This window comes from Streptomyces sp. CBMA123, from assembly GCF_014596465.1.
Lineage (GTDB): Bacteria > Actinomycetota > Actinomycetes > Streptomycetales > Streptomycetaceae > Kitasatospora.
Genome location: NZ_MECK01000158.1, coordinates 1 through 12587, shown reverse-complemented (window position 1 = coordinate 12587; position 12587 = coordinate 1). Strand labels below are relative to the sequence as shown.

The window sequence follows — 12587 nt, the reverse complement described above, 5'->3', positions numbered from 1 at the left end:
CCGCACCCTGCGCGACCACCTCGGCCTGGCCCGCCCGGCCGGCCGCTACGCCACCGTGCCCGCCGCCCCCACCGGCACCGGCTCCCCCGCCCCCACCCTCTCCCCCGCCCTGGCCGAGGTGACCCGATGACGGACCGTCCGCTCAAGCAGGTCCACCTCGCCGCCCACTTCCCCGGCGTCAACAACACCACGGTGTGGAGCGACCCGGCCTCCGGCAGCCACATCGAGTTCGCGTCCTTCCGCCACCTCGCACAGACCGCGGAGCGCGGGAAGTTCGACTTCTTCTTCCTCGCCGAGGGCCTGCGGCTGCGCGAGACCAAGGGCCGCATCCACGACCTGGACGTGGTCGGCCGCCCCGAGTCGATCACCGTGCTGAGCGCCCTGGCCGCCGTCACCGAACGGATCGGCCTGGCCGCCACGGTGAACGCCACCTTCAACGAGCCGTACGAACTCGCCCGCCGCTTCGCCTCCCTGGACCACCTCTCCGGCGGCCGGGCGGCCTGGAACGTGGTCACCTCCTCGGACGCCTTCACCGGGGAGAACTTCCGCCGCGGCGGCTATCTGGCGCACGCCGACCGCTACACCCGGGCCGCCGAATTCGTCGAACTGGCAAGGAAGTTCTGGGACGCCGGGGGCGCCACGGTGGAGCACACCGGCCCACAGTTCGCGGTCCGGGGGCGGCTCTCCCTGCCCCGCCCGCCGCAGGGCCACCCGGTGGTCATCCAGGCCGGCGACTCCGACGAGGGCCGGGAGTTCGCCGCGGCCGCCGCCGACGTCATCTTCAGCCGGCACTCCACGCTCGCCGACGGCCAGGCCTTCCACACCGACGTCAAACGCCGACTGGCCGCATACGGCCGTAAGCCGGACGAGCTGAAGATCATGCCGGCCGCCACCTTCGTCCTCGGCGACACCGACGCCGACGCCCAGGAGCGCGCCGCCGAGGTCCGCCGGGCCCAGGTCGGACCGCAGACCGCGCTCCACTTCCTGGAGCAGGTCTGGGGCGTCGACCTGTCCGGCCACGACCCGGACGGGCCGCTGCCCGCCGTCGACCCCGACCCGGACGGCGCGCTGGTCCAGGGCCGGGTCCGGTTCGGCGACCCCCTGGCCGTCGCCGAACGGTGGCGTGCGGTGGCCGCCGAGAAGAACCTGACCAGCCGCGAACTGGTCATCGAGGTGACCGGCCGGCAGTCCTTCATCGGCTCCCCCGCCACCGTCGCCGGGCAGATCGACCACTTCGTGCAGAACGACGCGGCCGACGGCTTCGTCCTCGTCCCCCACCTCACCCCGGGCGGCCTGGACGAGTTCGTCGACCGGGTCGTCCCCCTGCTCCAGGAACGCGGCGTCTTCCGCACCGACTACACCGGCCCGACCCTGCGCGACCACCTCGGCCTCCCGGTGCCCGAACGGCGCCAGGCCAGGACGGACGACGTCGGGGCGGTGGCTCAGACCTCGTACACCGCGCCGGCCCGGGCCAGCTCGACCGGGCCGGGGTAGACGGCAGCAGCGTCACGGCGGTTGTGCTCGGCGTCGGTCCACGGCGGGATGTGGGTGAGGACGAGTCGGCGGGCCCCGGCGGCGGCCGCGTGCTCGCCGGCCTCCCGCCCGTTGAGGTGCACCGCCTGGTAGGTGTCGCGGCCGTCCAGGTACGCGGCCTCGCAGAGGAACAGGTCGGTGTCGCGGGCGAGTTCCACCAGTTCGGGGCTCTCGCCGGTGTCGCCGGAGTAGACCAGCGAGCGGCCTTCGTGGTCCAGCCGGAAGGCGAAGGCGTCGACCGGGTGGTTGACCTGTGCGACGGTGACCCGGAACGGTCCGAGCCGGACGCTGCCCGGGGTGAGCGTGCGGAACTCGAACACCTCCTTCATTCCGGGGTTCTCCGGCATGTCGTACGCGCGGGCCAGCCGCTCGGCGGTGCCGGCCGGGCCGTACACCGGCAGCAGCTCGGGACAGCCCTCGGCGCGGTAGTTGCGGGCGACCCAGTAGGCGCACAGGTCGACGCAGTGGTCCGCGTGCAGATGGCTGAGCAGGACGGCGTCGACCTCGTACAGGCTGGTGTACTTCTGCAGCGCGCCGAGGGCGCCGTTGCCGAGGTCCAGCACCACGCGGTAGCCGTCGGCCTCGACCAGGTAGCTGGAGCACGGCGAGTCGGCGGACGGGAAGCTCCCCGAGCACCCCACCACGGTCAGTTTCATCCGAGCCCCTCCGCCCCGACACGTCCTGGCTGCTGTTGGAAAACGGCATCGAAAACAGCATGGAAAACCGCAGGCCGGGCCGGTGGACCGGCCGGTGGCACTGCATTGGTGTGTTGAGGGTAAGGGCGAACCGGCGCTTTGCCCCCGTCCCCGTGCCGGGCTGTGGCTGGAATCACCCAGACCGCCGGGGCGGGGGCGGCGGCGTGGGATCAGCGGTGCCGGGGGCGGTTGCGGGCCCAGGTCCGGATGGTCCCGGGATACCAGCGGGGGTGTCCGCTGCCGTCGATCACGTCCGGCTCCGGCAGCAGCCCGTGCCGCCGGTAGTTGCGGACGGTCTCGGGCCGGACATTGATGTGCCGGGCGATCTCGGCGTACGACCAGAGTTCGTTCCCGCTCACGAAAGCACCTCCGGGGGGCGGGGGCGGACGTTCGTGAGGCAGCCTTTCCGGACGGCACCGGAGCGTAGCCGACGGAACGGGCGTCGTGGCGGATCCGTGACGAACCGGGAGCAACCTACGGACAAATGCTCAACTGTCACAGCCGCCACGGTGGTGGCGTTCACCACCGGGCCGGTACGGTCGCCGCATGACTGGCATCTGGATCGTTCTCCTGCTGGCGGGCGTCGCCGTGCTGGCAGCCGTCGCGGCGGCGCTGGTCAGGCGCACCCGCCCGGCGTCGCGGCCGACCGGCCCCACCGGCCCGCGGCCGCGCCCGAGCACCAAGGCCGGCCCGGAGCCGCAGGAGATCTGGTGGGCCGAGGTGCCGTTCGAGGACGGCCCGGGCTCCAAGGACCGCCCCTGCCTGGTGCTGCGGGTGCACGGCCGGACGGCCACCGTCGCGAAGATCACCAGCAAGCACCACGCCGAGCGACCGGGCGTACTGCCGCTGCCGCCCGGTTCGGTGGGCGACCGGCAGGGCCGGACCAGCTGGCTGGAGACCGACGAACTGCGCGAGGTGCCGCTGTCGGCCTTCCGCCGCCGGGCCGGCGCCGTCGACCGGCAGGTCTGGGCCCGGGCCCAGCGGGCCCTGCAAAGCTAGGCCCGGAGACAGCCAGGCCCAGAGGCAGAGCTGGGCCTGGGGCAGAGCTGGGCCCTGGGGCAGGGCTAGGCCCAGAGCTGGCCCTGCAGGGCCTCGACCGCGGCCTCGGTGGACTCGGCGGTGTAGATGCCGGTGGAGAGGTACTTCCAGCCGCCGTCCGCGACCACGAAGACGATGTCCGCACGCTCCCCGGCGGCCGCCGCCTTGCGGCCGACGCCGATCGCGGCGTGCAGGATGGCGCCGGTGGACACGCCCGCGAAGATGCCCTCCTGCTGGAGGAGTTCACGGGTGCGGCGGACGGCGTCCGCGGAGCCGACGGAGAAGCGGGTGGTGAGCACCGCGGCGTCGTACAGCTCCGGCACGAAGCCCTCGTCGAGGTTGCGCAGCCCGTACACCAGGTCGTCGTAGCGCGGTTCGGCGGCGACGATCCGCACGCCGGGGACCTTCTCGCGCAGGTAGCGGCCGACGCCCATCAGGGTGCCGGTGGTGCCGAGGCCGGCCACGAAGTGGGTGACGGTCGGGAGGTCGGCGAGGATCTCGGGGCCGGTGGTGGCGTAGTGGGCGCCCGCGTTGTCGGGGTTGCCGTACTGGTAGAGCATGACCCAGTCCGGGTGCTCGGCGGCGATCTCCTTGGCCATCCGGACGGCGGTGTTGGAGCCGCCGGCCGCCGGGGAGGGGATGATCTCGGCGCCCCACATCCGGAGCAGTTCGCGCCGTTCCTCGCTGGTGTTCTCGGGCATCACGCAGACCATCCGGTAGCCCTTGAGCTTGGCGGCCATGGCGAGCGAGATGCCGGTGTTGCCGCTGGTGGGCTCCAGGATGGTGCAGCCGGGGGTGAGCCGGCCGTCGGCCTCGGCGCGCTCGATCATGTGCAGCGCCGGGCGGTCCTTGATGGAGCCGGTCGGGTTGCGGTCCTCCAGCTTGGCCCAGAGGCTCACCAGGCCGCCGTCGTTGCCGGGGACGGCGGCGGACAGCCGCGGCAGGCGGACCAGCGGGGTGTTGCCGACGGCTTCGAGCGGACTGTCGTATCGCAAGGGAGGCCTCCGGCCACGGCGGTGAGGGTGAAGAGGGTCGGCTCCCCCCGCGGGGCGGTGGGGCGGGGGGAGCCGGGGGCCTTGGGCCTAGCGGGCGCCGCCGGCCACGGCGGGCAGGATGGTGACGCTGTCGCCGTCGGCGAGGGCGGTGGAGATGCCGTCCAGGAACCGGACGTCCTCGTCGTTCAGGTAGACGTTGACGAAGCGGCGCAGCTCGCCGCCGTCGAGCAGGCGGGCGGCGATGCCGGGGTGGCGGGCGTCGAGGTCGGTGAAGAGCTCCCCGAGGTTGCTGCCGTTGCCCTCGACGGCCTTGGCGCCGTCGGTGTAGGTGCGGAGGATGGTCGGGATGCGGACCTCGATGGCCATGGGTGCGCTCCTGTGCGAGTCGTGGAGGTGGATGGGCCGCAGCGGGCGCGGCGGGGCGGAGGGTGCCCGGGCCTCGGCGCCGCCGGGGAGGTGGCGGGGCCCGGTTGGGGCGGGGCGGCTCTCAGCGCGAGCGCGCGGGCGTGCCGGGACAGATCGCACCGGCGTGCCGGCACAGGTCGATGTGCAGGCGCGCCACGAGGCGGGTGCCCGGGGCCTGGTTGCTCACATCGACGGAACGCATGGGCTCATCGTATAGATTCCCGGGCCCGCTTCGACATGCCCGTCTCGTGATCCGGATGTTGTCGTTTCGACTGATGGGATTCCGCCGGGACGGCACGGGCCCGCCGACCGCTCGGGGAGGGTCGGCGGGCCGCGTCCAGGTGGGTGCCGGTCAGGCCGGGTGGGCCTCGACGACCTGGACGTCTTCCTCTGTGATCTCTCCGTCCACGATGCGGAACGACCGGAACTGGTAGGGGTCGTCCTCGCCGTTGCCCTCGGCGGTGGAGACCAGGACGTAGTGGGCGAACGGCTCGGAGGCGTAGCTCACGTCGGTGCGCGAGGGGTAGGCCTCGGTGGCGGTGTGCGAGTGGTAGACGATGACCGGCTCCTCGTCCAGGTCGTCCATCTCGCGGTAGAGCTTGAGCAGGTCGCCCGAGTCGAACTCGTAGAAGGTGGGCGAGCGGGCCGCGTTGAGCATCGGGATGAACCGCTCGGGCCGGCCGCTGCCGGCCGGTCCGGCGACCACGCCGCAGGCCTCGTCCGGGTGGTCGGCGCGGGCGTGGGCCACGATCCGGTCGCGGAGTTCTCGGGTGATGGTCAGCATGCTGGTCAGGATGCCACGCCCCGGCGCGCGTCCGCCGGGGCGTCCGAGGCCCGGTCACCGGGTGTCCGCCACCCGGTCGCGGGGTGGGGGCGGGCCCGGGGTCAGCTGCCGCTGCCCGCGTGCAGGTGGTCGTGGGAGGGGCCGTGGACGGACTGCGGGTTGCGGCGGCGGAGCACCTGGTAGCCGATCACCAGCACCAGTGCCCAGACCGGGAAGACGTACAGCGAGATCCGGTTGTCCTTGTCCAGGGCGATCAGCACCACGACCATGGCCAGGAAGGCGAGGGCCGCCCAGTTGACCCAGGCGCCGCCGGGGGCCTTGAAGGTGGGCGGCGGCAGGTGGCCGGCCCGCCAGGCCTTGCGGTAGCGGATCTGGGCGATGAGGATCATCGCCCAGGTCCACAGCCCGCAGACCGTGGCGACCGAGGTGATGTACTCGAACGCCCGTGCCGGGACGAGGTAGTTGAGCACCACGCCGGCGCCCATCAGCACGCAGGAGAGGGTGATCGCGACGGCCGGGGTGCGACGGCTGTTGAGCTTGGTGAGCTGTCCGGGGGCCTGGCCGCGCAGGGCGAGGTCGCGCAGCATGCGCCCGGTGGAGTACATCCCGGAGTTGCAGGAGGAGAGGGCGGCGGTGAGCACCACGAAGTTGATGATGCCGGCCGCGGCCGGGATGCCGATCTTGCCGAAGGCGGCGACGAACGGGCTGACGCCGGGCTGGAACTCCTGCCACGGCACCAGCGACAGGATGATGACCAGGGCGCCGATGTAGAACAGCGCGATGCGCCAGGGCAGGGTGTTGATGGCGCGCGGCAGGGTCTTCTCGGGGTTCTCGCTCTCGCCCGCGGTGACGCCGACGAGTTCGACGCCCAGGTAGGCGAACATGACGATCTGCAGGGTCATCACGGTGGCGCCGATGCCCTTGGGGAAGAATCCGCCGTCCTGCCACAGGTTGGTGATCGACGCGGTGTCACCGGCCTTGCTGAAGCCGAGGGTGAGCACGCCGATGCCGATCAGGATCATGCCGATGATGGCGGTGACCTTGACCATGGAGAACCAGAACTCGATCTCGCCGAACAGCTTCACCGAGATCAGGTTGGCCGCGTAGAGGATGACCAGGAAGGTCAACGCGCTGGCCCACTGCGGGATGCCGGGCGCCCAGAACTTGACGTACACGGCGGCGGCGGTGGTCTCCGCCATGCCGGTGACGACCCAGAACAGCCAGTACGTCCAGCCGGTGACGTAGCCGGCGAAGGGGCCGAGGAACTCCCGGGCGTACTCGGCGAAGCTGCCGGAGACCGGGCGGTAGGTGAGCAGCTCGCCGAGGGCGCGCATGATCACGAAGATGACCAGGCCCGCCACCGCGTAGGAGAGGATCAGACTCGGTCCGGACTTGGAGATCGCGGTGCCGGCGCCGAGGAAGAGGCCGGTGCCGATGGCGCCGCCGATCGCGATCATCTGGATCTGGCGGCTGCCCAGCCCCCGTTCGTAGCCCTCCTCGTCCGGTTTTTCGTCGACCACCTGGTCGTAGATCTGCTCGGCCATGGTCACCGTCCTGGGTGGGTCTCGTTTGTGGGGAGAAGTCGTACCACGCCCGATCCGGACACCGGTGTTCATCTGAGCGATATTTGAGCATGCCCTGCTAGGTTTTGCCCGATTTATGAAAAAATGCCCCGGCCGATTGTCCACATACTGGACGGAACGGCCGGGGCTTGCCCGAAAGCGGGCAGGATCACCGGGCGGAGCGCACTTGCCGGAGCGCACTTGCCGGAGCACGCCAGGCGGACACACCGGGCGGAGCACGCCGGGCGGAGCACGCCGGCCGGAGCGGCGGGAACCGCCCCGCGGTCAGTCGGTGATCGCCTCCAGCAGCGACTCCTGGAGCGCCCCCAGCCACAGGTAGGCCATCACCAGCGGCTTGCGCTCGTCGCCGTCCGGCAGCCCGTAGAGGCCCTGCTCGTCCTCATCGGTGATCTCCAGCCGCGCCCCGAGGGTCAGCCGCAGGTCGTTGAGCGCGCCCAGCCAGCGCAGGCAGTCCGGGGCAGCCAGCTTGAGCATCCCGCCACCGCCGAGGCCGTCCAGCATCCGGACCACCTGGAGCGCGTCGTCCCGCTTGCGGGCCCGCAGGTCCAGCTCGGTGTAGCGGCGGAACTCGGCGGCGGCGACCCGCGTCTCGTCGTCCTCCGGCGCGCCCGGGCCGCCGTAGGCGTCCGGGAAGAGCCGGGCCAGCGCCGGGTCGGCGGGCGCCTCGCTCGGCCCCTCGGCGAACAGCGCCGCCAGCGGATCGTCGTCGGGCCCGCCCGGGCCGGGGCCGATCAGCTCCAGCATCTGCACTTCCAGCGAGCGCAGGATGGAGGCCTCCACCTCGTCCAGCGCGATCGCCGCGCCGCCATCGCCGGTGCTCTCGAACAACCCAGCCATCTGTATCGGTCAGCCCGTCTTCGTCGTCTTCGGCCGCGCCGCCGGGCCGGCGGGCGGTCAGTCAGCTGTGCGCCGGGTGGGCGGTCAGTCGTGCTGCAGCGTCGCCCACAGGCCGTAGCCGTGCATCGCCTGGACGTCCCGCTCCATCTCCTCGCGGGAGCCGCTGGAGACCACCGCCCGGCCCTTGGTGTGCACGTCCATCATCAGCTTCCGGGCCTTGTCCTTCGGGAAGCCGAAGTAGGCCTGGAAGACGTACTGGACGTAGCTCATCAGGTTGACCGGATCGTTGTGCACGATGGTCACCCAGGGCGTGTCCGGTTCCGTCACCGGCTGTCCTTCGACCTCCGGGCGCTCGATCTCCACGGGCGCGACACTCACCGCCGGGCCTCCTCACTGCACACTCGTCCGTTGCTCCTCACGCCCCATGCTGCCATCCGGGGGACACCCGGGCGATTCCGACCCAGGTCGCGCCGCGAGAAATCGTCACTCTGACGCTAAGTGGTAGTAGCATCATCCGCATGGACGCCACTTCAGTGCGCGCGGCCGGTTCGACCGCGCTCCTCACCGACCGCTACGAGCTCACCATGCTGCAGGCCGCCCTGCGCAGCGGGGCCGCGCACCGCCGCTCCGTCTTCGAGGTGTTCACCCGACGCCTGCCCGGCGGCCGCCGCTACGGCGTCATGGCCGGCACCGGCCGGGTGCTGGATGCCGTCGAGAACTTCCGCTTCGACACCGCCCAGCTGGACTGGCTGTCCGACCAGGGCGTGATCGACGACGACACCCTGCGCTTCCTCGCCGACTACCGCTTCCGCGGCGACATCCACGGCTACCCCGAGGGCGAGGTCTACTTCCCCGGCTCACCGGTGCTCACCGTCGAGGGCAGCTTCGCCGAGACGGTGATCCTGGAGACGGTGATCCTCTCGATCCTCAACTTCGACTCCGCCATCGCGGCCGCCGCCTCCCGGATGACCGCCGCGGCCGGCGGCCGGCCCGTGATCGAGCTGGGCGCCCGCCGGGCCCACGAACAGGCCGCCGTCGCCGCCGCCCGGGCCGCCTACGTGGCCGGCTTCGCCGCCACCTCCGACCTGGAGGCCGGCTACCGCCACGGCATCCCGACCACCGGCACCTCCGCGCACGCCTTCACCCTGGTCCACGACAGCGAGCGGGACGCCTTCCGGGCCCAGGTCGAGTCGATGGGCAAGGGCACCACCCTGCTGATCGACACCTTCGACCTGCGCGAGGCCGTCCGCACCGCCGTCGAGGTCGCCGGGCCCGAACTGGGCGCGGTCCGGATCGACTCCGGCGACCTCATCCTGGCCGCCCACCGGGTCCGCCGTCAGCTGGACGAGCTCGGCGCCGAGCAGACCAGGATCATCGTCACCTCCGACCTCGACGAGTACGCGATCGCCGCCCTCGCCGCCGCCCCGGTGGACGGCTACGGCGTCGGCACCAGCCTGGTCACCGGCAGCGGCCACCCGACCTGCGCGATGGTCTACAAGCTGGTCGCCCGCGCCGAGACCCCGGACGGCCCGCTGGTGCCGGTGGCCAAGCGCGCGGCCGGCGGCAAGACCAGCATCGGCGGCCGCAAGTGGGCCGCCCGCCGGCCCGACGCCGAGGGGGTGGCCGAGGCCGAGGTGGTCGGCACCGGGCCGGTCCCCGAGGAGCTGCGGCCGCACCTGGTGCAGGTGCCGCTGGTGCTGGCCGGCGAGACCATCGGCCGCGAGCCGCTGACCGCCGCCCGCGACCGGCACGTCCGGGCCCGGGCCGCGCTGCCGCTGTCGGCCACCCAGCTCTCCAAGGGGGATCCGGTCATCCCCACCGAGCTGATCGACTGATCCGCTCCGGGTCCGGCCGGTCCGCCCGGCCCACCCGGTCCGCCCCGACGGGCGTCCGCGCGGACCGGCAGCGGTTCGCGCGGACCGGCAGCGGTTCGCGGGGCCCGTCCCCGGACTTCCCCTCGCTCCCACCCGCCGGCGGGAGTCCGAAGACGGACCCCAAGCCTTCCGCCCCCGCGCGCCACTCCCTAGAGTCAGCCGTAGAGTTCCCCTGGAGTTCCTCCCGAGCCCCCCAGAGTTCGCGAGGGCCCCGCCGCCGGGGCGCACCGCCCCCACATCCGAGGATGCGAGCCATGCACCGGGCACTGATCGTCGTCGACGTGCAGAACGACTTCTGCGAGGGCGGCAGCCTGGCCGTCGCCGGTGGCGCCGAGGTGGCCGCCGCCATCACCGACCTGATCGCCGAGTCCTCCCCCGGCTACCGGCACATCCTCGCCACCCGCGACCACCACATCGACCCGGGCGCGCACTTCTCCACCGAACCGGACTACGTCGACAGCTGGCCGGTGCACTGCGTGGCCGGGACGGAAGGGGTGGGCTTCCACCCCAACTTCGCGCCCGCGGTCATCTCCGGGGCGGTCGAGGCGGTCTTCGACAAGGGCGCCTACTCGGCGGCCTACAGCGGCTTCGAGGGGCTGGACGAGAACGACCGCGGCCCGGTGGAGTGGCTGCGCGAGCGCAAGGTCGACGAGGTCGACGTGGTCGGCATCGCCACCGACCACTGCGTCCGGGCCACCGCCCTGGACGCCGCCCGGGCCGGCTTCGCCACCCGGGTACTGCTGGACCTCACCGCCGGGGTCTCGGCGGAGACCACCGCCGCCGCGCTGGAGGAACTGCGGGCGGCCGGGGTCGAGCTGGTCGGCGCGCCGGTGGTCCGTCCCGCCTGAACCCGCGGCCCGGGCCCCGCCGGTCGGGCTGCCGGGCGAGCCGCCGGGCAGGTCGCGAGGTGTGCTGCGGGCGTGCCGCGGGGTGTGCTGTGAGGCGTGCCGCGAGGCGTGCTGCCGGGCGGGACTCAGACCACCAGCAGCTCCACCACGTCCGTCCCGCCGGCCCGGTAGGCCTCGCGCAGCTCACCGCCGACCGCGTCCGGGTCGGCGGCCAGCCGGGCTCCGGAGACGTACACCACCCGGATGCCCAGGTACTCCATCCGGTGCTGGCCGCCCCGTACCCAGGCGGCCTCGCCCTCACTGACGCAGCGCAGGTCCGAGTCCACCTCCACCGCGACGCCCCGCTCCGGCCAGTAGAGGTCCGGGACGCCGATGTAGGTGCCGCCGCGCATCCGCAGCTCCGGGATGGCCAGCGGGGCGGGCAGCAGCCACTCGTCCACCAGCCGGTCGACCCGCTCCAGCACGAAGTCCCGCTCGGCGGCCAGGAGTTCGTCCAGCGCGGCGCGCACCCGGGGCTCCCCGGTCAGCCCCGACTCGACCAGCTCGGTGGCCAACTCCCGTACCGTGCACCGGCTATCCGGGCGGGACACGGCCTCCCGCAGCAGCTCGCGCACCGGCACCGGGGCGCCCGCCGGAGCCCCGTCCACCGTCCACTCGGCCAGCGCGTCGGCGACCGCCCGGGCGACCGGCGCGCAGGCCAGGCCGTGCACCGAGCGGGCCACCAACTCCCGTTCGGTGCGCCGGATCCGCACCTCCCCGGCGTCCTTGAGCCGGCGCTGCCGGGGCACCAGGACATCCACCCCGGTCACCGCGGGCAGCCGGGGCACGACGGCGAAGCCGTACAGCGCCAGCGCGGCCGTACCGGTGATCACCGCACCCTCGCGGCGGCCCTCCTCCCGGCCGTTCTGCGCCGCGTACAGCAGCGCGGCCCACATCCGCTGCTCCGGGGTGGGCTCGCCGGACTGCAGCAGGTAGACCCGGGGCAGCAGCCGCTGCCAGGGGCCGCCCCGGCGGCAGTGTCCGGAAATGACCCGGGCCGGCACGCCCCGGGCGCGCAGCTGACTGGCGGTGACGACGTTCTGCTGACGCTTCGCCAGTTCCTCCAGGGACGGCGGCGGCGTGGGGATCCGGTAACTCATGCGCCCACCCCACCGCTCCCGGCAGGGGCGCTCGCCCATGCGCGGCCCTCGATGACCCGCTCACTTCGTTCGCTCATGCGCCCACCATCCCCAACCCCCGCGACCCATGTGCGCCCGCCTGACGCACTGTTACGCAACCGTCGCGAAACCGGGATCAGCCTGCACTAAAGTCCTCATACCCTCACTCATTTGGCGTAAATGACGTTCATATGGCTATCGGATCTGATCGAAAACGATCGCCGACCTGGCCGTCTGACCCAGCGTGACCAAGGGCATACGGCGAGGGACCCTCCGGGCGTCAATCGCACCTCTCGGATTGCCTAGGCTTACGTCATGTCACGTGACGAGACCGCCGGCCTCCGCGCGGCCCAGCTCCGCCTCGGCCGTCTGCCCGGATACGTCCGCCGCCCGGACCCGGCCCGCCGCAGCGGTGAAAAGGGCCATACGTACAAGAAGGGCTGGGAGGTCCGCTTCACCGCCCGGAGCGAGGCCGAGATAGCAGAGATCCGCGACCTCGTGGTCGCCGCCGGGTTCGCCCCGGCCAGACCCTTCTTCAAGGGACACCAGCTCATCCAGCCGGTCTACGGCATGGCGGCCGTGCAGGCCTACCTGGCCGCTAGACAGGCGGCCGAGGAACACGCCGAGCGGGTCGAGCTCGGCCGCCGCCGGCGCGCGGCGGGGGCGCACTCCGGCGCGACGCACACCGCAGGGGCGCACCCGGGCAGCGGGCACACCATGGGGGGGCATGCGACCGGCTCCCACGCCCCCGGCGGCCATGCGGCCGGTACGCATACGGCAGGTGCGCACACCACGGGCACCCACACCCCCGGGGCGCCCGGCACCCGCCGGTGCGAGC

Annotated in this window: 14 protein-coding genes and 1 pseudogene; 5 read left to right on the top strand and 10 right to left on the bottom strand. The window is 72.7% G+C overall.

Going from position 1 to position 12587, the window contains the following annotated elements; genetic code table 11:
* Positions 1-126: 126 nt before the first annotated feature.
* Positions 127-1494 carry an LLM class flavin-dependent oxidoreductase gene (locus tag BG452_RS19265; protein WP_188305580.1) on the top strand — a complete coding sequence of 456 codons (1368 nt, stop codon included), beginning with the start codon at positions 127-129 and terminating at the stop codon, positions 1492-1494.
* Here the strand turns inward: BG452_RS19265 and BG452_RS19260 are convergent.
* Together BG452_RS19260 and BG452_RS19255 are read right to left on the bottom strand one after the other, a co-directional pair.
* Positions 1443-2189: an MBL fold metallo-hydrolase gene (locus BG452_RS19260; RefSeq protein ID WP_188305579.1), complete on the bottom strand. Its 747-nt coding sequence runs from the start codon at positions 2187-2189 to the stop codon at positions 1443-1445. The genes BG452_RS19265 and BG452_RS19260 overlap by 52 nt on opposite strands.
* A gap of 209 nt (positions 2190-2398) precedes the next feature.
* Positions 2399-2587, bottom strand: a complete 189-nt coding sequence (locus BG452_RS19255) for a MerR family transcriptional regulator (RefSeq protein ID WP_188305578.1) — start codon at positions 2585-2587, stop codon at positions 2399-2401.
* 187 nt (positions 2588-2774) lie between these two features.
* On the opposite strand from BG452_RS19255, the gene BG452_RS19250 reads away from it, so the two are divergent.
* Complete coding sequence (locus tag BG452_RS19250; protein ID WP_188305577.1) at positions 2775-3227, top strand: type II toxin-antitoxin system PemK/MazF family toxin; 453 nt, start codon at positions 2775-2777, stop codon at positions 3225-3227.
* 65 nt (positions 3228-3292) lie between these two features.
* Here the strand turns inward: BG452_RS19250 and BG452_RS19245 are convergent, their stop codons facing one another.
* The 7 genes from BG452_RS19245 to clpS all read right to left on the bottom strand — a co-directional run bounded on the left by BG452_RS19245 (position 3293) and on the right by clpS (position 8248).
* Positions 3293-4261: a PLP-dependent cysteine synthase family protein gene (locus tag BG452_RS19245; RefSeq protein WP_188305576.1), complete on the bottom strand. Its 969-nt coding sequence runs from the start codon at positions 4259-4261 to the stop codon at positions 3293-3295.
* Positions 4262-4348: 87 nt separating this feature from the next.
* Positions 4349-4627, bottom strand: coding sequence for a MoaD/ThiS family protein (locus BG452_RS19240; protein ID WP_188305575.1), 279 nt, complete (start codon positions 4625-4627; stop codon positions 4349-4351).
* Positions 4628-4748: 121 nt separating this feature from the next.
* Positions 4749-4868 (bottom strand): putative leader peptide, encoded by a 120-nt coding sequence (locus tag BG452_RS47710; RefSeq protein ID WP_317621128.1) that lies wholly within the window; start codon positions 4866-4868, stop codon positions 4749-4751.
* A 150-nt stretch (positions 4869-5018) separates the two neighbouring features.
* Positions 5019-5450 carry a Mov34/MPN/PAD-1 family protein gene (locus BG452_RS19235; RefSeq protein ID WP_188305574.1) on the bottom strand — a complete coding sequence of 144 codons (432 nt, stop codon included), beginning with the start codon at positions 5448-5450 and terminating at the stop codon, positions 5019-5021.
* Positions 5451-5551: 101 nt separating this feature from the next.
* Positions 5552-6994 (bottom strand): amino acid permease, encoded by a 1443-nt coding sequence (locus BG452_RS19230; RefSeq protein WP_188305573.1) that lies wholly within the window; start codon positions 6992-6994, stop codon positions 5552-5554.
* A gap of 303 nt (positions 6995-7297) precedes the next feature.
* Positions 7298-7870 (bottom strand): DUF2017 domain-containing protein, encoded by a 573-nt coding sequence (locus BG452_RS19225; RefSeq protein WP_188305572.1) that lies wholly within the window; start codon positions 7868-7870, stop codon positions 7298-7300.
* A gap of 84 nt (positions 7871-7954) precedes the next feature.
* The gene (gene clpS, locus BG452_RS19220) at positions 7955-8248 is read right to left on the bottom strand and encodes an ATP-dependent Clp protease adapter ClpS (protein ID WP_188305571.1); all 294 of its coding nucleotides are present in this window, start codon (positions 8246-8248) and stop codon (positions 7955-7957) included.
* Between the two features lie 140 nt (positions 8249-8388).
* Between clpS and BG452_RS19215 the strand changes: the two genes are divergently transcribed.
* Both BG452_RS19215 and BG452_RS19210 read left to right on the top strand, forming a co-directional pair.
* Positions 8389-9705: a nicotinate phosphoribosyltransferase gene (locus BG452_RS19215; RefSeq protein WP_188305570.1), complete on the top strand. Its 1317-nt coding sequence runs from the start codon at positions 8389-8391 to the stop codon at positions 9703-9705.
* Positions 9706-9998: 293 nt separating this feature from the next.
* Entirely contained in the window at positions 9999-10592 is a 594-nt protein-coding gene (locus tag BG452_RS19210; RefSeq protein WP_188305569.1) for an isochorismatase family protein, read from the top strand.
* A 125-nt stretch (positions 10593-10717) separates the two neighbouring features.
* Here the strand turns inward: BG452_RS19210 and BG452_RS19205 are convergent, their stop codons facing one another.
* Positions 10718-11731, bottom strand: coding sequence for a hypothetical protein (locus tag BG452_RS19205; protein ID WP_188305568.1), 1014 nt, complete (start codon positions 11729-11731; stop codon positions 10718-10720).
* A gap of 333 nt (positions 11732-12064) precedes the next feature.
* Between BG452_RS19205 and BG452_RS19200 the strand changes: the two are divergent.
* Positions 12065-12587: pseudogene (locus BG452_RS19200) on the top strand (hypothetical protein); the annotation flags it as partial.